This is a genomic window from Microcoleus sp. S13_C5 (assembly GCF_036700845.1).
Classification (GTDB): Bacteria; Cyanobacteriota; Cyanobacteriia; order Cyanobacteriales; family Microcoleaceae; genus Microcoleus.
This window is the reverse complement of sequence record NZ_JAUBPR010000091.1, coordinates 1-18,500: the sequence shown is the minus strand read 5'-3', so window position 1 is coordinate 18,500 and position 18,500 is coordinate 1. Positions and strand designations below refer to the sequence as shown.

Below are 18,500 nucleotides of genomic sequence, written 5' to 3'. Positions count from 1 at the left end.
ACCGGGTTTTTCTACCGGGGTGGATGGCTGTAACGATACTTTTTTGTAAAAAAACTCGGTTTCTGCATCCAAGAGTGCGATCGTAATTCCTGGTATTGAGAATAACAATTACAGGGCGACTTGCCAACCGTGAATTAACACGTCAATTAACACGTCAATTAACACAAACTTTGTCGGAGGACAAACTCTATGGGCTGGCTAAAAAGATTGTTTGGTTTAGAAAAACTAGAAAATCAAGAAACTGTTGATGCTCCTGCTTACCAAGCACCTGTAGCTCAATCTCAAGGTCAGGCTCAACCTGCTGCGAGCGCTCAGACAATCCCGCCGGAACGCATGGGCTTGAACGGAGAATACGATCAAAGCGGTTTAGCTAAACGGGTGGCTCAGGCTTTCGATGCAAATCCAGATGTTGCGGATATTGAGACTGTTTATGTGGCTCAACTTGGCACTACGGTGGTTCTCAAAGGTACAGTTCCCAGTCAGGAAATTGTCAGCAGGTTGGTGACAATTGCTAAAGGTGTTAAGGGTGCAACTGGGGTGGAAACTGATCAAGTTTCTGTCCGCTAAGGCGACGGTTATTTCTAACAGTTAGCAGTTAGGAGTTAATAGTTAACTTAACTGCTAACTGTTAACTCCTAATAGTCTTTTTTATCTATCATGGTTTCAATAAAATATATGACAGGGGAAACCTTAGAACCTACTCGGGGGAAATTAGAACGGACTCTTTCGCAGGGAATTCAAGCTTTGTACCGCTCTCAACTCGGACACCCAACGAGTCAGGCGCTCTGCAATCTTTTGGATAACAAATTGATAATTGTTGTCGAAAATGGGCTTACTCAACCCGAAAAACTGCTGGCTCAGAACGGTCAGCAAGATTTGGCTTTGCAGGTGCGGACACAATTAGAATCTGTTCTGGAATTGCCACTGAAAGAATTAATCCAAAAGGTTTTGGGCGTGGGAGTTACTGATTTGCTCCGCGATGCGACCTTGGAGACAGGCCGCACTGGAACGATCGCAATTTTGGACTCTACACCTCAATTTCGTGATTCTAATTATAATAAATCTAAAACTCAACCAAAACCAGTTGAGAGTTGAGGTGCTGGCGGATAACTGTTTCTAAATCTTTGATGTTAAAAGGTTTGGAAAGGTATTCCACGCAGCCTGCTTGGAGAATTCGAGCGCGGTCTTCTGGTTTTGCTAGTGCTGTGACAGCGACAATCGGAATATGTCTAATCTCGGGGTTTTGTTGGGCGCGCTTTACTACTTCCATACCGTCTATATCCGGCAGGCAAATGTCGAGTACGATTAGGTCGGGCTGTCGATCGACTGCTGCTGAAAGAGCTGCGTACCCGTCAACTGCTCCCACGCACTCGCAGCCGAATAAATCGAGTATTTGTGTCAGCAGCTCTAAGTTGTCCGGATTGTCGTCTACAGCCAACACTAAAGGACGCTTGTCAACCGGGGGTTGACCGCTAATGCAAGACGAGGATTCCAATTTATTGTCCCAATGAAGATAGTTCATAAATGCCGATCGACACGCTCAAAAAATTTGTTCCCGAGGCATTCTTTAAGTGGCGCTGGGGCACTTGAAACAGATTGGCTCGTATGTGTAGCTCTCCCATGACCAGTTTTTGGTCTAAGCCGATACAATATCGGTACAAGCTGCGGGCAAAACGACCGCAGTTGATTAACCCCATAGTATCTGCTTAATTCTATCTCTCCCAGCACCAATTACCAACTGAGGCCCTGTTGGTGCGTCAGCCTTGGTAAAAATACGCAATCAATACGAAAAGTCTTACCAATAAAGCATCCTCGCTTAATAGCATTGAATAGTGGCGACAGCTTTTTAGGATATTAACCACATTAGACATCGGTTCCCTTACAAGGATCTACCTAAAGGCAGATTCTAACCGATACTTAATTTTAATAACTTCCACCTGCTGAGAGATACTTGATTACTCTACTTTATACTTCAATGTTTTTAAGTAGTAATCATCACAATTTAAGCCAGTAAAAAAAATCAGTTTTTACATGAGCTTTACCGGATATTAACCTAGGAGGTTTTAATGACAATTCCAATCAGAGACGACCTGACTTACATTTTGCTCAAAAAGATTGGCAGCGGAAACGGCAGGGGAGAGTCGGAAATTAGGAACGCAGCGGAAGAATATGTCGGCCACCCGGTGGCGGAAGCAGAATTGCTCGGTCATTTGGACTACCTCAACCAAAGGGAATTTATCAAAGCTCAGTTTAGTGGCGAGCCTTATGGAGGAACTGAGTTATTGCCGCCTTTAGTCGCATTCCAAGAAGCTGACTTAACAGAAAAAGGCCGCAAACTGTTACACAAAATGGAGACGAATCCTCCCACCTCGCTCCACCACGAAGGATCGGCAGTTCCTATCGCTTCAAAGGATATGCCGTTTTTGGAAAAAGTGTTGGTAAAAGGTCACTTGGAGGATATTTTTGATGCCCGCGACATTACCGAAGTAGTGTACCGGGTCATGCGCGACGTGATGACAAAAGACGCCATCGAGCACGTGGAATCTGAATTGCACAAAGAAGTTTTGCCTACGGATGACAAAACCCTGCAACAAGAAATAGCAGACCTCTGGAAAGATACCAATCCGCTGGTGGGATTGCTCAGCCGGATACGTCAGCCTTTGACCGGCCCGCCTGCACCTGCGGGGATCGATGGCAATTTGTTTGCACGGAGGGTGGAACTAGAAGGCGCACTTCCTTCAGGAGTAAAACCGGAAACTGCGATCGCGGCTGTATTTTCGGCAACGAAGGATGAGCTGTCCGAGGAGCGAATTAAGGAAATAGCTGGCTTTTTGCCGGACAGAATTCGGGAAATTTGGGAGTCGGCTTAACCAGACCTTTTAAGGTATAAATACTTACCAGCCGGGTTGACAAACCAGTATTCTCCCTCCCGAGGGCAGAATACTGGTTGGTTAAGTCGGTTTCTCTATAGCTTTTGTCTTGTAGCTGTGCAATTGCTTTTTAGTGAGGACTTGAGTCCTGATCCAACTCGATCGGACTTTCGTCCTCACTAATTGTCAGATCGCTCTTTCCTGGCGTTGTAAGTGCTGTGAAAAACCCGGTTTCTCACCGAAATTTGTCGAAAAAGCCCAAATAGCCCCATAAACCGAGTTTCTGGCTCTTGGGTTCGGTCACACCCCTAGAGGCCGCGAAAGTGTTGTAATGTATAATACAGGGCAAGTTAAGACTGTGGCTCGCAAAAATGCTGTCAACCGCCCGGGAGCTCAAAAGCGATGACCCGCACCAAAGTTAGACAAATGTCACGATCGACTTTAGAACAAGAGATTTTACTCAATCGAATTACCAATCGCATTCGCAACTCTTTAGAACTGCAAGAGATTTTGACGACAACTGCCCGAGAAATCCGCAGCTTTTTAGAGAGCGATCGAGTAAAAGTTTATCGCTTTGAGGCCGATGGTAGCGGCGAGGTCATTGCTGAGTCCATCAACGGCGACAAGTTGCCATCTATGCTGGGTTTGCGCTTTCCAGCAGGCGACATTCCCCAGAGTGCTCGGGAAATGTTTCTCAAAGCGCGCCAGCGAGTGATTGTAGATGTGGAATTGAAGCATCAAACAATTAATCGGTTAGATTGTCCCGAAACCGGCAAAACTTTAGCAGTTGAAGATATTAGCTATCGTCCTGTAGACCCCTGTCACGCTGAATATCTGAAGGCTATGGGGGCACGTTCTTCTCTGACGGTGCCGATTGTGCATCAAAATCACCTTTGGGGACTATTGGTGTCTCATCACAGCCAACCGAAACGGTTTAGCGATCGAGAATTGAAAATGGTGCAGTTGCTTGTGGATCAACTTTCAATTGCGATCGCCCAATCTTTTCTACTCAGTCAAGCTAGACAGCAAGCGCGTGACGAAGCTGTTATCAACCAAATTACCAGTTTGCTGCATTCTCCTCTGGAACTAAACGAAATTCGGAAAGCAGTTCTCGAACAAACTGTCAAGCATTTGCGTGGTTCAGGAGGGCGACTCTACGTTGCAGCCGAGTTTGGCGATCGGCCCGCTTTGCTTTATACCTGTGGCCAGCAGCCCACGGACATCGACCTTGAACTCAGCCCGTTTTGGCAGCACATTATGTGGAGGGCAAACCAAGACGATCAAGCACAAACTGCTAATCATACAAGCCAAGTAGGTATTTTTGAAAATTTATATTCCCAGCATTACAGCTCAATTGACACCCATATTTCCAGTTTTCTCGTACCGCACTTGTACGCGATTTCCGATATTTCTAAAGAACCTCAACTCAAATCTGTATCTGCCAATTTAGTCGCAGCTTCCATTCGTTCCTTTTTGGCAGTACCGCTGCAATACCGCCAACAGTGCATCGGCTGTCTCACGGTTTTTCGCAGCCCTATAGAAACAGAAATTTTGTGGGCGGGCCGTTGCAGTGCGGACGCCCGGAACGATCGTCCCCGAAAATCCTTTGCAGCTTGGAAAGAAATCAAAACAGGCGAAGCTCAAAAGTGGACTAGCGAGGAACAAAAGCTAGCACAATCTTTAGGAACTCACCTGTACATGGCTGCAATGCAGAGGCGCGTCGAGGCGATGATCCGACATCAAGCTTCTCACGACCCATTGACGGGTTTACCTAATAGATTACTGTTTAATGAAAGGCTGTCTTTAGCTTTAGCTAGCGCTCACCAAAAGGGAGAAATGCTGGCGGTAATCTTTCTAGATTTGGACAGATTTAAAAATGTTAACGATACTCTCGGTCACCCAGTGGGCGATTTGTTGCTGCAAAGTGTATCTCGGCGTTTGACTAACTGTTTGCGCGTGGGAGATTCGATGGCTCGTTGGGGCGGAGATGAATTTACAGTGCTGCTGTACAATATCAACAGCCCAGAGGAAGCAACTAAGATTTGCCAGCAAATTATCCAGTGTTTAAGCAGTCCTTTTGATTTTGAGGGTCTGGAACTTTATATTAAGGCTAGCTTGGGAATTGCTTTGGCTCCTTACGACGGAGAAGATGCAGAAACTTTGCTGAAAAATGCTGATGCTGCGATGTACAAAGCTAAACAGAAAGGTCGCAATAATTATCAGTTTTACACGCGGGCGATCGGCAGTAAAGTCTCCGAGGATCTTAACTTAGAAAATCATCTTTACAAAGCTCTAAAAAAATCTGAGTTTGTCCTGTACTATCAACCGCAAATAAATTTAAATACTGGCAAAATAGTGGGCATAGAAGCTCTGATTCGCTGGGAGCATCCCGAACGCGGTTTGATTCCTCCCGATCGATTTATTCCCTTAGCTGAAGAAACAGGATTAATCTGCCAAATTGACGAATGGGTGATGCGGACTGCTTGCTTGCAAAATCGAGCGTGGCAGTTACTGGGATTGCCGCCGATGCGGATAGCGGTGAATTTATCAGCCCGGCAGTTTCTGCAACCTCACATGGTACAAATCATCGCTGAAATTTTATCAGAAACCAAGTTAAATCCCGAATATTTAGAAATAGAAATTACCGAGAGCATTGCCATGACAGATGTGAGCTTTACGGTGTCGGTATTGCAGCAGTTGCAGGACATGGGAATTCACATTTCTCTGGACGATTTTGGGACCGGTTATTCTTCGCTGTGGTCTCTAAAAAACTTTCCCCTCAATAATTTAAAAATAGACAAATCTTTCGTGGCTGATTTGGTGACCGGCAGCAGCGGTGCTACTATTGTCAAACTGGCGATCGCCTTGGGACAGGGGCTGAATTTACAGGTGATTGCTGAGGGAGTGGAAACAGCAGAACAGTTGGCGTTTTTGCGATCGCATCAGTGCGATATGGGCCAGGGTTACTTCTTTAGCAAACCAATACCGGCGGCGGCTATAACCCAATTGTGCCTAGAAAATCGATCTGGGAAATAATATCGATTCCGGTTGCACCGTCCGTGATTGTTGACTGTTGACTGTTGACTCACAGTGAACAGTCAACAGTCAACAGTCAACAATGATTCCGGTTACACCGTCCGTGATTGTTGACCGCTTACTCCCAAACAAACACTTTGGCTTCGTATTCCGGCAAGTCAATCATAATATTGTCATCGCCAGATTCAATATCATAATCCCCCGTCCATTCGTGCCAAGTTCCGTTTGCCGGAAAGTGGGGAACGGTGTAACCCGCTAGATAATTTTCCGACCAATTCACCACTACTACAACTCTCGAACCTTCATCGTTCCAGCGAGTGTAAGCAAAAACTTTCGAGTCGGGGTCTTCGTGGAAAAAGTCGATGTTTTCTGTGTAAAGTGCTTGGTTATTTTTACGCAGGTGAATCAAGCCTTTGTAGTATTCCCACAAACCTTTATTCAGGTCATTTCCTAGCAGCGTCCAGTCAATTTTAGCTTGCTCAATTGTTTTGGCTTTGTATTCGCCAAATTCTTCGCCCATCCAAATCAGTGGTACACCAACTGCTGTCATTAACAGCACGGTTCCCAACTTCGCCCGCTTGAATGCTGCTTCATCCAAAATCCCGCGATCGCCCAATTCGGCAAAAAGGCGATCGTGATCGTGATTACTCAAATAATTGACTACATTCGTAGCACCCAAGTAACCTTGCCGCTTGCAGTCGATTACCTCTTTGAGCCGTTCTAAATCAAAATTGTCGCCGCAGAGTTGTGGAATTATCGAGTGATAGAAACTGTCGTGCCAGCAGCCGTCCATCGGCCCGTCTAGATTCGTGATGCTGGGATCGTCGGGAATGTATTCGGCAACGGTATAAAACGGTTTGGGGCCGGCGGCATTTTTGGCTTCTTGAACTACCCAGTGCATGAAATCGTAGTTAGCAATTTGTCGCGCCGCGTCGAAACGAATGCCGTCGAGATGATATTCTTGAATCCAGAAGCGGACTGTATCGCCAGCAAATTGGCGCGCCGGGAAAGTTCCTAAGTTTTCGTCGTAGAATTCGTAGTTAAATTCCGGGCCCCAATTGTTGTCGGGATCGCGGGGTTCGTGGTGGTACCAATAATCGTGATCGATTTGAGTGAGGGGGCTCGATGCTTCCGAGTGGTTGTAAATCCCGTCCATGATGACGCGAATACCGCGCCCGTGACACTCGTCTATCAGGTTTTTGAGTTCTTCTGTGGTTCCGTAGCTGGACTCGGCAGCGAAGAAGTAGCGGGGGTTGTAGCCCCAACTGTAGTCGCCTGGGTATTCTTTGATGGGCATGAGTTCGATCGCGTTGATGCCGAGTTCGACTAGGTAATCGAGTTTTTCGACGACGTGCTTGTACTGGCCGCGGGCGAAGGGATCATCTTCGCCGCCAGAAAAGTCGGCAATGTGCATTTCATAAATCACTAATTCCCGATCGGCCGGCAGCGGTTTGTCGTCGTGTTTCCAGACGTAGGTATCGACAATGCGATCGCCATCTTTGATCCGAACAACGGCGTTTTGAGTGGGATTGTCGATGTCAGTGGCGTAGGGATCGACCACATCCACCCACTGATCTGCTTCCAGAAACCAGCTTTTCGACTGAACGCGGAATTTGTATTGATAAACGCCATCCTCCAACTCAACTCGCGTGCGGAAATAACCTTCTTCGTCCTTTTCCATCGGAATATCTTCCCAATTAGAAAAAGAGCCAATCAAGGCAGCTCCTTTGTTGTAGGGAGCAAATAACTTGAATTCAATTGGGGCGGCCATAATACCTCTTTCTAAAATATTTCAGTAGCAGTTGATACTTTTAATTTCGCAAATTTAAGCGAACTCAGCATCACTCTACGGATATAATTTTTTTAAGGCTTAACTCTTCCTAAAATTATCGTAATCTCGCCTCTGTCTCTGCCTTTTATGAAGTGAAATCGCGCAAGATCGGCAGTGCGATCGAAATTTATCTAACTGGGGATCGCTCAACAATAAGTATTAGTAATATGCCCTTTTCTTAGCATCTATCTTCAGGTATATTTACTTTTTTAAATAGTGAAAAAAATATCTGTACAGGGATAGATGCGGATTTAAACTTTATCACTTTTTTAACAATAAACAATTGCTCGGCTCGTGCACACTGCCTACCCTAATTTTTTGGTAACAATTAGTCAGTCGGTGTGCACTGCACACCCTTAATCAGTGACCGTAAGGTGCGCTGGGCGCACCCTACTTTTAACTTGATTTTGCCTGATGATAAGGCATCATCCAACCAAGCCAGAACGCAGGGCGAGAACGGCTGCCTGAGTGCGGTCATCAGCGCACAACTTGTTCAAAATATTGCGGACGTGAGTCTTGACTGTACCGACAGTAATGTAAAGCTTTTCGGCGATTGCAGCATTGCTGTAACCCTGTACGATCAGTTCCAAAACCTCTAATTCCCGCTCGGTTAAAGGGTAAGTCTCAATGATGTGACTGAACTCAGGTTCGGCAGCCTTAATTGTGACTCTTTTGCCCTCAGCCTTCGGTTCTTCCGGCGCGGGTTCCTGAGTGCGAGCTTGTTTCAGGACGATACGGGCGATCGCCGGATCGATCCAAGAGTTACCTTCGTGAGTTACTTTTACTACATCTAATAACTGATCGAAGCTAATATCTTTCATGCAGTAAGAGTCAGCTCCGGCGGCAAAAGCTGCCAGAACTTCTTCTTCATTGTCCTGAAAAGTAAGAATCAAAATTTTTGTATCGGGATCGGACTCCGCTACCGATTTTTTGAACTTTTGTGTAAGTTCAATGCCGTCAAAATCCGGCAAGCCAATGTCTACAATTGCCACGTCAGGTTTTGAAGACTGAAGCAGTTTCAATCCCTCTGTAGCGTTAGCTGCATCGCCGACCACTTCTATCGTGTCACGCTGTTGTAAAGCTGTGCGGATGCCGACTCTGGTCAGGTCATGGTCTTCTACCAAAGCAACGCGAATTTTACTCATCTTTCTTCCAATAGTCCGCTAAATTTTTAAAATATGGTCAACTGACTCAGCTAAACTGAGAAAATTTGAGAATGTGTCCTGATTTAGGGTTTTACAGGTCGCACATCATTTTAAAGCATACTCATGCAGTCGCCAAGAATGCAAGTTAATTTTTAAGTTATTTTGCGACGATGCCTGCACGAGCCTGATCGGGACAGGTAAGCTCTCAATGTTTCAACAGTTTAACTAAATTATCTCATTGTCCGCCCGTTGATAGAGGTAAGGATTCCACTACCCAGATAGATTTAAAGTATAAAAAATTTTGATGCACTTGAGCCGTCAAAATCAATAAAGCTAGCAGCACGAGTCTTTAGCCGGTGTTAGGGCTCAAGTCCAATGCTTATTTATATAACCTGTTATGACTCAGTATCACGCCAATAAGTCTTTTCAGTCGGAGTTTTCCGACTCGGAAATCTTACACAAAGTATCTGAAATAACCTCCCCCCAACCGCAAGTTTGCGACTGCGAAACTCAGGAAGATCGCCTGTGGTCGGCAATTCCTCACATTGTTTGGAAAACACAGGCCGACGGCTGGGCGACTTATTTCTGTGACCGCTGGGAGGAGTACACGGGCTTACCAGCAGCAGCAGCTTTGGGTTTCGGCTATCTGGCGCGCGTCCACCCAGAAGACCGCCCTCGTCTATTGGCGAGATCGCAGACTTCTAAGTTCCCGCCACCCAGCTACGAAATTCTATTTCGTCTGCAGACGCGAGAGGGCACTTACCGCTGGCACCTGGCCAGAGGAGGGCCCGCTAATCTAGACAGTCAGGAAGTTTTGGAGTGGGTGGGGACCTACACAGACATCGACGCCATCCAAAACACTCCAGCCGAACCCCAAGCAGAACCTGAATTTTTGCCCCATCAAGTGCCCTCGGAAGACAATTTCACAGCAAAAAATTTGTGTGAAGCCGGGACGGTAAGGGACGCGGAAGACGAGTTGCACGCGATTGATCGATTTACAAATCTGTTGAGCCAGCGCGCGGGTAGCTTGTGCCAGTTGTTGCAAGGCATTGCGGATGCGACTGTAGAGGCGATCGTAGGAGCGGAATTTTGCCTAATTGCTCTCCTGGAGTACGATTGCAGCGGCCTCAAAGTCAGCGCTGTCGGGGGTAAGGAAAACTTTGGTAAGGGCAAAACCCCGCACGTGCAAAACAAGCTGCTGTGGAAAGCATTTGCGACGGGAGAGCCTGTATTGTTGAGGTCGGAGTCTAGCGACGGCTTGCTGCCGGCGGCGGCTTGTGCAGCGGCGATCGAGTCGGGGCCAAGCGGGCGTTTGGGTGTGTTGGCCATCGGCAACGGGAAAGACAGCAGGGCGATTGACTGGCAGACTCAGCAACTGCTGGCGGTGATGGGAAAACAAGCTGCGATCGCGATTAACAACGCGCTGGCGATCGAAAAATTAAAAAAGCAGGAACAGCTTTTAGACTTGCAAAACGAGCTGCTAATTCGTCAGCAGGAAGAACTGGAAAATCAGGGGCGACGCATTCAACAGCAAAAATTGCAACTCCTAGAAGCAGCCAAGTTAAAATCGCAATTTTTGGGCATTATGTCCCACGAATTGCGAACTCCCATGAATGCGATTATCGGCTTTTCCCAATTGCTGCTGCGCCAGCACAAACAACTGCTGACCGCCCAGCAAACAGAAATGGTGGGGCGCATTTTAGATAACGGCAAAAATCTGCTACTGCTGATTAACGATATCCTCGACCTCTCCAAAATCGAGAGTGGCCGCACAGAATTAAAGAGTGAAAAATTTGATTTAGCGCATTTAGTAATGGATGTCGCCCTGGAATTCCAAAATCAAGCCGCCGAAAAGAATGTGGTAATGTCCCTCAGCGTCTGCTTGCAGGATCAGTTTATAGTTAATGACAAGTTGCGTCTGCGGCAAATTTTGGTTAATCTCGTTTCCAACGCGGTTAAATTCACACATCAGGGCAGCATTTACATTGAAGTGCGGGAATTAAATTGCGCTCGGCTAATTATCACCGTTCGGGATACAGGAATCGGCATCTGTGAAAAGGATATTCCCCACATTTTCGACAAGTTCCACCAAGGCGACCAAACCACAACTCGCCAATATCCAGGCACCGGTTTAGGACTAGCTATTTGTGCTTCTTTAGTCAAGATGATCAACGGTACAATTACTGCCGAAAGTCAACCCAAAAAAGGTTCGATATTTCGGATCGAATTCCCGCGAAAAGTTTACCCTAAAAAACTCACTGGCTGACTGAAGACCTTTTTATATTTCTCAGAAGAGCCGATTTTAACTGATCATACAAAAACCTTCGTCCCTCTGTAAGAGACGAAAGAATAAATATGAGTAAGAGCAAAAAAAGGTTTTACCTACTAATTATAGCGGTAGGGTGCACCTCGGCGCACCCTACATATAGAGGTTTTGGGTAATTCCTTTATTCTTGAGTCCCTCTCTGCTAGGAGGAGAGTTTGTGTAGGATAAGTTGCAACAGCAGACTCTTATCTACAGACTAGAAGTTTTCCCTACTTCCGCCTGAGTAGCAATTGGTTTAACATCGGTGTAGCCCATATTATTAGCTACGTCGCGCAGCACTGTAATTTGCTGTTCAAACTCAAGACCTTCAATTTGACCCAACACGCCATTGACAGCCTCAGTTGCCTCATATCCTTCGGGGATATCGACAATTGTTTCCCCCATACCAATAGCCCAAGCATACCAAACTACCAACTGATTGTTAGCAGTTAAAGCTCCGTAAGCGTGGGAATAGGGCGTGTCGTCGCGGTTGACAATACCGCGCATTATATTCAGTTGTTGGTCATGGGAAAGCTTGTAAAAATCATCCAGCAGCATGGGAGCTAATTCTGGTTCGGCGGCGGCGGGAGCGGCTGGTGTAATTGAATCTCCCATTTTTTCATAAACAAAGTAGAGCAGCGCCAGTTTTTCATCTGTACCCAACCCGTTGATTGTCTGAACGATGTTTTTAGTGTCGTTGGAGAGAGAGTGAGGATTGGTGGCGGCGGGTGAGTTCATAAACAAAATTCCTTAAAAATGCTTCCAGAATATACAAATATCAAGATTTGTAAGTACAAGTCACCATCCCCGAGAGGTAATACGATTTTAGATTTTAGATTTTAGATTTTAGATTAAACAATGGGGAATGGCTTAGTATGTATGGGTTGGGAGCTTGCCTAAAGCTGCATTTTTTTCGGAAAGTGGTGTAATGTTAACACACCACCCTAGAATAAATCATCCTTAAGATAGAAGCCAACGATACATCTGCGGGTAGATGAAAAAGCCGGGGACTAAAGTAATAATTGATACAGTGAATTGTTAAATAAAACTAGCAAGGAGTCGGCTATGTCTGAAATCAATACAGAAGTCAATAACATTGAAAACTTTGACGCTCAGCAGATCACAGAAAGCGCGGAAGCTGGAGAACAAAAGTTGCCGACCGTTAATGTATCAGCAGACTACGAAGCTTCAAAAGAATTCAGCGTTAGTGACATCGATCGCACGGGTGCCGGCGCTCAAGCTGCCGCCGCTGCAACTGCACCTAAATTTCCTATTCCCGCTGCTCAAGATAATATTGCAAAGCCGGCAGATACAAGCGGCAATCCCAATGATTTTCGTTCGATGGCTCAGGAAATTAAGCCCACAGGTACACCGGGCGAAGTTACCGACGATGTGATGCAGAAAGCGATCGATCTTGGGACTCCTGGCAGTTAATTGAGAAATTCTCCATCCTCGATGCAAAACCTCTGTATTGTAGGGTGCTGATGCCCCGCCTTACCCCTATAATTCCCGCGTCAAATCACGTTTTGCATAAGTCCTGAATTGTCAAGTGAGTACACGATAAGCTGCCATACAGTAGGGACACAACAATGTTGTGTCCTGAAAGGCTGCAATAGGGTAGGGACACAACATTGTTGTGTCCTCAAAGCATTAATTTTAAGTTTTTCTAATCGCTTAATTTTAAGTCGATCGCCCGACAAATTTTGCCCACAGTGCGATCGTCCAAAATTTCAATTACTAAATCAACGCGATCGCCCTCCAGCATCGACTTAATAAATAACTCGGGATGCAGCGCTTTCCAGAAATATTCAACAAACCGATTAATTTCAGCTTCTGACATTCCCGACTTCCCCGCCGCCATCATTTCCCGTTCCGCCTGATTGCGCCACACTTGAGAAATGCGATAATCTTGGGGATACAAAACCATCAACCGATCTAATCGGTTCCACAGTGGCAGATAGTCGTGCAGCTTCGCATTCATATCGCGCGCAAACTGACAGTCGCTTTCTGTGAAAATCGGAAACGGTGCAGTCGCCAAAAACTCGTTTAATTTGGCATCAACCACGGGATTCACGCCGACAAACCAACCTTCAAAAAGTACAATATCCGCACCGGAAATAATTTCGGGTTGACTTCTATCTCCTGCACCTCCATAGGCTGATTTGTCAAACCTGGGAATTTCTATATTTTTATTAATTAAATCCGGTTTAAGGGCATCAGATTTGGGATTGTCACCTGCTGCTAAATTGTCAGTTAGAGAACCGCGCAACTTGTCTAAAACTGCGATTCCCAAGTCAATATCGTGAGTGCCGGGGGGACCGCGCCAAATTAAACGCGGGTCTGCTTTTTGGAGTTGTTGGCGATCGGCATAAGTCTTGTAAAGATCGTCTAAAGAAAGGCTGACAGTAGAATATCCCAATTTTCCCAGAATCAGCCTCAAAACTTGGCATAAAGTAGTTTTTCCCGTTCCTTGCCCTCCTAAAATTCCTTGAATTAAAGGACGGTTTAAACTTTGTTTGGTCGTCGATAATTGCATGGCCAGCGGCAGCCACAGATTCCACAAAGTTTCGAGGAAAACAGTTGACTTGAGAGGAAAAGTATGGAGTTCCCCAAGAATAGAAAAGAATAAATCAGTTTTGCTGCGGACAACATCGACTACACTGTCAGGAGTAATCCCAAAAGCGCGCGATCGCAAATCATCCGCAAGTTCCCAAAAAGCCAGGGGATCGAAGTCGGGCGCGATCGGGCGATTGCCGGCTTGCCATCGATATAAAATTTCAACAGGGGTTACAGTCGATCGATCCATATTCTCCAAGCTCTTGATGCGGGGGCGGGTTTTGTACAAATATTATCTCCCCTTGACAAATATTTAACCCCACCCAACAACGAATATAAGCCCCCGACTCATGTCGTAGACCGATTAAGAATTTCGACCTTAGTTCAATTTCCCAGATTCATCTGTGGAATAAATCTCAAATCTAAAATTCACTGACTAAGCGCTGACGCCGAAAGTCTAAAATCTACAATCGACTGACGCTACACGCCCATACAGATGCAATTTTTTTTAAGAGCAGGTTTGTAGGAATATTATCTACAACCGACAAATATTTCCCCTCTTTTTAAGACCCAAGCTTGAAAGCCTCCACAAATAAATTGTAAGTGACGCCAATTTTAAGAGCATTGAGCATATCTACCCAAAAAGAACGGGCTACAGGCCGCGGGCCGCCGTAAACCAGCCAGCTCGCGAACTCCGTCAACAACACCAACAGCCCGGCCGCGATAATATCCCAATCAGCAGCTTGTCCGGCGATTGTCGAAATAGCAGTTCCCAAAAAAGTGCCGAACAGCAGACTAATTAGCAGAAGTGAAATCCGCCGCCAAGGATTGCTCAACCAGTCTCCGAAGCGATCGCCCAGAGCATCAATCAATCTGTTAATTCGGGTATTCTGCATAAAAGTTATACAATTTGAGATTTGAGATTTGAGATGCGGAATAACTGATGACTATTGGGGTTTGGAGTACGGGCCTATAGTGGCACTCTTTTTTTCAACGGGTATTAAAAGCTATAACGATGAGTAAACAAAAGACCCTCCCGACCAACTCCAAATCCTTACCGCAGTCAGTATGTCGCCATCTAAAATCTCAAATTTAACATCTAAGATGGTATTGAGCGATCGGCGACTTATAGCCGAGAACGGTCAAGAAATTAAGTGTAACTGTATCTTGTGGCACAGCAGCCCCTGGTTTTACATTAAAAATAGTTAAGACTAATTGCGGGTGCAGTCTATCCTTTAAGCCTAAAATTTATGAATCTTAAAATTTACCAGATCGTAATTGGAGCGTCGATCGTCCTAATTACAGGAATGTTTCTAGGACGTTTTGAAATCACTATCTCCAACGGTTCAAATCAGTCCAGCGATTGGCCCTCACAAGCCACCGCACTCCCCCCAATACCCCCCGTTTCCCCAGTCGCGACAGGTTCTGCAGACACCGCCCGCGATCCCAAACCCGACTCAACACCAACCCCCCCAGAGTCAGAGGAGGAATTGCTTTCCTCAATCCCTGTAGATGCTAAAGCCTCCGGCCGTTTGCGCGTCAGCAACCGCAGTGAACACCCAGTGCGAGTGGCCCTGCTGTCGAAACGGCAAGCCAAGGAATCCTACGGCAAACCCGCACACTGGGATTTTGCACCGGGGGAAGGCGGCGGCAAGGGCCTGATGCTATCGCTGCCGGAGGGCAATTTACAAGTCAAACGGGGAGACATTCTGGTCGTTTTTGCTCAGGATGGTTCTCGCCGCTACTGGGGGCCTTACGTCGCCGGGGAGACACCCTCGCCCGCTTGGAACAACACAGCCGGAGAATGGCAATTAATTTTGCAGCCGTGAACGCTTAGCTGCAGGTGCCGAGATTTTGGTCGAGAAACCCGGTTGATACGGTCTTGTTGAGAATGGTGCCACTATGGGGGGTTAAACTCACATAGCGGCATCATTATAAAGAACAGGCAAGATGCCTGTTCCACAAAGAGTGAATTTTTTTGTGGGGAGTAGGGGTTGGGCAGGAGAGCCCGCCCATAAAAGCCTTGTTGAGAATGGTGCAACATCTCTGTTTAACCGGATGCGCTCGAATTGGGAGTTTCGAGAATGCGAATCTTTCGGTAGACTCTCTATGCGAGCTACAATTTTAAATCTAAAATCGCAGGAAGTTTAGGTGAAGGAAGTTATTAAAAGTTTGTCAGAGTTTAGAAATCGCCCGATCGCACCAAAGCTGCTGTCGCTGTTGTGGCTGTTCGCGATCGCCTGGGTAGGTTTCGTGTGGAATCTCGGCAACATCGGTTTAGTTGACGAAACGGAACCGCTGTTTGCCGAAGCCGCCCGTCAAATGACGGTGAGAGGGGATTGGATCACTCCTTATTTCAACGGCGAAACGAGGTTTGACAAGCCACCGTTGATTTACTGGCTGATGGCGGTGGCTTACCGCACTCTGGGCGTTAACGAATGGGCCGTGCGTCTTCCCTCGGCCTTGTGCGCGATCGGTCTGACTTGCCTCGGATTCTATACCCTATGGAAAGAAGAAGGAAGAAGGAAGGAAGAAGAAGGAAGAAGGAAGGAGGAAGAAGGAAAATTCTTCCCCACTCAAAACTCAAAACTCAAAACTCGCCGTCTTCCCCTGTTTTTTTCTACTCCTTGGATTGGTGCTGCCCTAATAGCTTTAAATCCCCAAACTATTGCCTGGGGACGGACTGGCGTTTCAGATATGCTATTAGTCGGCTGTATGTGTTCGGCACTACTCGCATTTTTCCTTGGTTACACTCTAGAAGAACAGAGAGAACAAGCAGAATTTTCCCCCGTTTCCGCTTCCCTATTTCCCAATAAGTGGTATGTGACTTTTTACGTACTAATTGCCTTAGCAGTTCTGGCTAAGGGGCCTGTGGGAATTGTCGTACCAGCGCTGATTATTGGCGGTTTTGGGCTTTATTTGGGAAATTTTCGGCAACTTTGGCGCGAAATGCGTCCGGTGTCGGGAATCTTAATTATTCTGGCGATCGCCTTGCCTTGGTACATTTTGGTTATTTTAGCCAACGGTCAAACTTATATTGACAGCTTTTTTGGCTATCACAATTTCCAGCGTTTTACTGGAGTAGTCAACAAGCACTCGGCACCTTGGTATTTTTACTTTTTTATAGTGCTAGTTGGTTTTGCACCTTGGTCGATTTATTTGCCGGTGGCGATCGCCCGTACCCGTTTTTGGCAGCGCAGTTACTGGCGTCGTCAACCGCGATCTGCTCAGTTGAGTTTATTTGCCCTATTTTGGTTCGGCTGCGTCTTTTGCTTTTTTACGATTGCCGTGACCAAATTGCCCAGTTATGTATTGCCTTTAATCCCCGCCGCTGCGATTTTGGTAACGCTGCTGTGGAGCGATATTATTGCAGGAAACGAACCTGATCACAGGCGGATAAAGTTAGACACAAAACCGAATTCTTTACCGCGAGGGCTGTTAGTTACATACATTTTCAATGTCATATTTTTATTAATTATAGCCGGAGCAACTTTCTACTGCTACAACTGGCTGGGAGACGACCCGGCTATGCCCAATTTTCCCCAAGCAATTCAGCAGTCGGGATTGCTGATTGTAGGCGGTGTGATTTGGATAACTGCGGCGGTGGCGATCGCACTTTTACTGTGGCACCGGCAACAGCGCTGGATTTTGGTTGCTAACCTCATCGGGTTAGTAGCATTTATCATCTTTGGTCTTACTCCGGCCTACAAAGTGGTTGATATCAACCGCCAGTTACCTCTGAGACAGTTAGCACAGGTTGCCGTTCAACAAAAACTGCCAGGGGAAGAGTTTATTATGGTTGGTTTCTGGAAACCAAGTCTGGTTTTTTATACTCAAGAACCGGTGACTTATTACCGAGCTGTCACAAAGGCGATGGAGTACATTAAGGAATCTAAAAACCCAACTTCTCCCTCTATTTTGTTGCTGGGATATCCTGAGAAATTTGTGGAATTAGGATTGCAGCCAAATCAATATCAATTATTGGACAGTCGGGGCGCTTACCAACTCGCCAGGGTTCCGAGAACAGCATTTCGATAGTGCCTAGAGTGTGAGCTCATACTTGTTAAACAAGGTAGAAAAATGATTACAACTAAGAATCTTAAACTACTTGCCGTCGAAAGGATTCACGTAGAAGCTTTCTTACGAAGTAAAAGCGAGCTTGCAGCAATTTTAAATGTCATAGTGCCTAATAGCTGGCCTCTTTTCCCGGAAGCATTTTCCCTCCCTGCTGACGAATCTTGCGAATCCAATCCGCCTCCAACTGACTGCCACAACTACTTCTTTATTCATCCAAAAAATCAAGTGCTTGTCGGCAATGGAGGTTTCAAAGGCTCACCTGATGAGTCGGGGACTATAGAGATAGGTTATGAAATTGCTTCCGAATATTGGAATCGCGGATTTGCAACTGATGTGGCACAGGGAATGATCGATTATGCTTTCGCTCACGAGGAGGTGAAAGCAGTCATCGCTCACACTTTAGCTGAAAAAAATGCCTCGAATAGCGTGTTGCAAAAAGTGGGAATGAAGTTCATTACAGAGGTAGACGATCCTGAAGAAGGCAAGATATGGCGATGGCAAATAAGCAGGGATGAATATCATCCGACTTGAACTGTAACGCCGTTTGGCTGTTTTAGTCACTGGTTTTGGCGGTAATTTGAAGGTTCTCGGTTGGAGCATTAAATCCCACATTCCGCAGATGTGGGTGGAATTTTTTTATCAGTTGTGAAAAGTGGGAACCCCAAAGTTTTTCCGTTGAA

General features: G+C 46.1%; 15 protein-coding genes. 9 read left to right on the top strand and 6 right to left on the bottom strand.

Annotated elements, in window-relative coordinates; all coding sequences use genetic code 11:
* The first annotated feature begins 189 nt into the window (after positions 1-189).
* Entirely contained in the window at positions 190-567 is a 378-nt protein-coding gene (locus tag QUA04_RS21025) for a BON domain-containing protein (protein ID WP_333260197.1), read from the top strand.
* A gap of 108 nt (positions 568-675) precedes the next feature.
* Positions 676-1,095 carry a DUF2294 domain-containing protein gene (locus QUA04_RS21020; protein ID WP_333260194.1) on the top strand — a complete coding sequence of 140 codons (420 nt, stop codon included), beginning with the start codon at positions 676-678 and terminating at the stop codon, positions 1,093-1,095.
* On the opposite strand, the gene QUA04_RS21015 is transcribed toward QUA04_RS21020, so the two are convergent.
* Complete coding sequence (locus tag QUA04_RS21015) at positions 1,064-1,522, bottom strand: response regulator (RefSeq protein WP_333260192.1); 459 nt, start codon at positions 1,520-1,522, stop codon at positions 1,064-1,066. The two genes, QUA04_RS21020 and QUA04_RS21015, sit on opposite strands and share 32 nt — an antisense overlap.
* Before the next feature lie 544 nt (positions 1,523-2,066).
* On the opposite strand from QUA04_RS21015, the gene QUA04_RS21010 reads away from it, so the two are divergent.
* Together QUA04_RS21010 and QUA04_RS21005 are read left to right on the top strand one after the other, a co-directional pair.
* A complete protein-coding gene (locus QUA04_RS21010; RefSeq protein WP_333260189.1) occupies positions 2,067-2,870 on the top strand; it encodes a DUF2267 domain-containing protein in 804 nt (267 codons plus the stop codon).
* A 402-nt stretch (positions 2,871-3,272) separates the two neighbouring features.
* Entirely contained in the window at positions 3,273-5,906 is a 2,634-nt protein-coding gene (locus tag QUA04_RS21005) for an EAL domain-containing protein (protein ID WP_333260186.1), read from the top strand.
* Positions 5,907-6,024: 118 nt separating this feature from the next.
* On the opposite strand, the gene QUA04_RS21000 is transcribed toward QUA04_RS21005, so the two are convergent.
* Both QUA04_RS21000 and QUA04_RS20995 read right to left on the bottom strand, forming a co-directional pair.
* On the bottom strand, positions 6,025-7,677 hold the full coding sequence (locus tag QUA04_RS21000; protein WP_333260183.1) for an alpha-amylase family glycosyl hydrolase: 1,653 nt from the start codon (positions 7,675-7,677) through the stop codon (positions 6,025-6,027).
* Between the two features lie 485 nt (positions 7,678-8,162).
* Complete coding sequence (locus QUA04_RS20995) at positions 8,163-8,882, bottom strand: response regulator transcription factor (protein WP_333057024.1); 720 nt, start codon at positions 8,880-8,882, stop codon at positions 8,163-8,165.
* Positions 8,883-9,279: 397 nt separating this feature from the next.
* On the opposite strand from QUA04_RS20995, the gene QUA04_RS20990 reads away from it, so the two are divergent.
* Positions 9,280-11,148, top strand: coding sequence for a PAS domain-containing sensor histidine kinase (locus QUA04_RS20990; protein ID WP_333260180.1), 1,869 nt, complete (start codon positions 9,280-9,282; stop codon positions 11,146-11,148).
* Positions 11,149-11,397: 249 nt separating this feature from the next.
* Here QUA04_RS20990 and QUA04_RS20985 read toward each other — a convergent pair whose 3' ends face one another.
* Positions 11,398-11,925, bottom strand: coding sequence for an orange carotenoid protein N-terminal domain-containing protein (locus QUA04_RS20985; protein WP_333042028.1), 528 nt, complete (start codon positions 11,923-11,925; stop codon positions 11,398-11,400).
* Between the two features lie 327 nt (positions 11,926-12,252).
* Between QUA04_RS20985 and QUA04_RS20980 the strand changes: the two genes are divergently transcribed.
* Positions 12,253-12,621: a hypothetical protein gene (locus QUA04_RS20980; protein ID WP_333260177.1), complete on the top strand. Its 369-nt coding sequence runs from the start codon at positions 12,253-12,255 to the stop codon at positions 12,619-12,621.
* A gap of 232 nt (positions 12,622-12,853) precedes the next feature.
* Here the strand turns inward: QUA04_RS20980 and QUA04_RS20975 are convergent, their stop codons facing one another.
* Together QUA04_RS20975 and QUA04_RS20970 are read right to left on the bottom strand one after the other, a co-directional pair.
* Complete coding sequence (locus QUA04_RS20975; RefSeq protein ID WP_333260214.1) at positions 12,854-13,993, bottom strand: glycerate kinase; 1,140 nt, start codon at positions 13,991-13,993, stop codon at positions 12,854-12,856.
* A gap of 313 nt (positions 13,994-14,306) precedes the next feature.
* A complete protein-coding gene (locus QUA04_RS20970) occupies positions 14,307-14,639 on the bottom strand; it encodes a DUF565 domain-containing protein (protein WP_333260174.1) in 333 nt (110 codons plus the stop codon).
* Positions 14,640-14,993: 354 nt separating this feature from the next.
* Here QUA04_RS20970 and QUA04_RS20965 point away from each other — a divergent pair, with 354 nt between their 5' ends.
* The 3 genes from QUA04_RS20965 (at position 14,994) to QUA04_RS20955 (ending at position 18,351) form a co-directional block, all read left to right on the top strand.
* Positions 14,994-15,572 (top strand): hypothetical protein, encoded by a 579-nt coding sequence (locus QUA04_RS20965; RefSeq protein ID WP_333260171.1) that lies wholly within the window; start codon positions 14,994-14,996, stop codon positions 15,570-15,572.
* Between the two features lie 322 nt (positions 15,573-15,894).
* Complete coding sequence (locus tag QUA04_RS20960; protein ID WP_333260170.1) at positions 15,895-17,781, top strand: glycosyltransferase family 39 protein; 1,887 nt, start codon at positions 15,895-15,897, stop codon at positions 17,779-17,781.
* 42 nt (positions 17,782-17,823) lie between these two features.
* Positions 17,824-18,351 (top strand): GNAT family N-acetyltransferase, encoded by a 528-nt coding sequence (locus QUA04_RS20955; RefSeq protein ID WP_333260167.1) that lies wholly within the window; start codon positions 17,824-17,826, stop codon positions 18,349-18,351.
* Positions 18,352-18,500 lie beyond the last annotated feature (149 nt).

What these genes read in the sequence shown, in the direction of transcription:
- QUA04_RS20975 (WP_333260214.1), bottom strand. Translation starts at nt 13,993, where the DNA reads ATGGATCGATCGACTGTAACCCCTGTTGAAATTTTATATCGATGGCAA.
- QUA04_RS20990 (WP_333260180.1), top strand. Translation starts at nt 9,280, where the DNA reads ATGACTCAGTATCACGCCAATAAGTCTTTTCAGTCGGAGTTTTCCGAC.
- QUA04_RS21010 (WP_333260189.1), top strand. Translation starts at nt 2,067, where the DNA reads ATGACAATTCCAATCAGAGACGACCTGACTTACATTTTGCTCAAAAAG.
- QUA04_RS20970 (WP_333260174.1), bottom strand. Translation starts at nt 14,639, where the DNA reads ATGCAGAATACCCGAATTAACAGATTGATTGATGCTCTGGGCGATCGC.
- QUA04_RS21025 (WP_333260197.1), top strand. Translation starts at nt 190, where the DNA reads ATGGGCTGGCTAAAAAGATTGTTTGGTTTAGAAAAACTAGAAAATCAA.
- QUA04_RS20965 (WP_333260171.1), top strand. Translation starts at nt 14,994, where the DNA reads ATGAATCTTAAAATTTACCAGATCGTAATTGGAGCGTCGATCGTCCTA.
- QUA04_RS21020 (WP_333260194.1), top strand. Translation starts at nt 676, where the DNA reads ATGACAGGGGAAACCTTAGAACCTACTCGGGGGAAATTAGAACGGACT.
- QUA04_RS20955 (WP_333260167.1), top strand. Translation starts at nt 17,824, where the DNA reads ATGATTACAACTAAGAATCTTAAACTACTTGCCGTCGAAAGGATTCAC.
- QUA04_RS21000 (WP_333260183.1), bottom strand. Translation starts at nt 7,677, where the DNA reads ATGGCCGCCCCAATTGAATTCAAGTTATTTGCTCCCTACAACAAAGGA.
- QUA04_RS20980 (WP_333260177.1), top strand. Translation starts at nt 12,253, where the DNA reads ATGTCTGAAATCAATACAGAAGTCAATAACATTGAAAACTTTGACGCT.
- QUA04_RS21015 (WP_333260192.1), bottom strand. Translation starts at nt 1,522, where the DNA reads ATGAACTATCTTCATTGGGACAATAAATTGGAATCCTCGTCTTGCATT.
- QUA04_RS21005 (WP_333260186.1), top strand. Translation starts at nt 3,273, where the DNA reads ATGACCCGCACCAAAGTTAGACAAATGTCACGATCGACTTTAGAACAA.
- QUA04_RS20995 (WP_333057024.1), bottom strand. Translation starts at nt 8,882, where the DNA reads ATGAGTAAAATTCGCGTTGCTTTGGTAGAAGACCATGACCTGACCAGA.
- QUA04_RS20985 (WP_333042028.1), bottom strand. Translation starts at nt 11,925, where the DNA reads ATGAACTCACCCGCCGCCACCAATCCTCACTCTCTCTCCAACGACACT.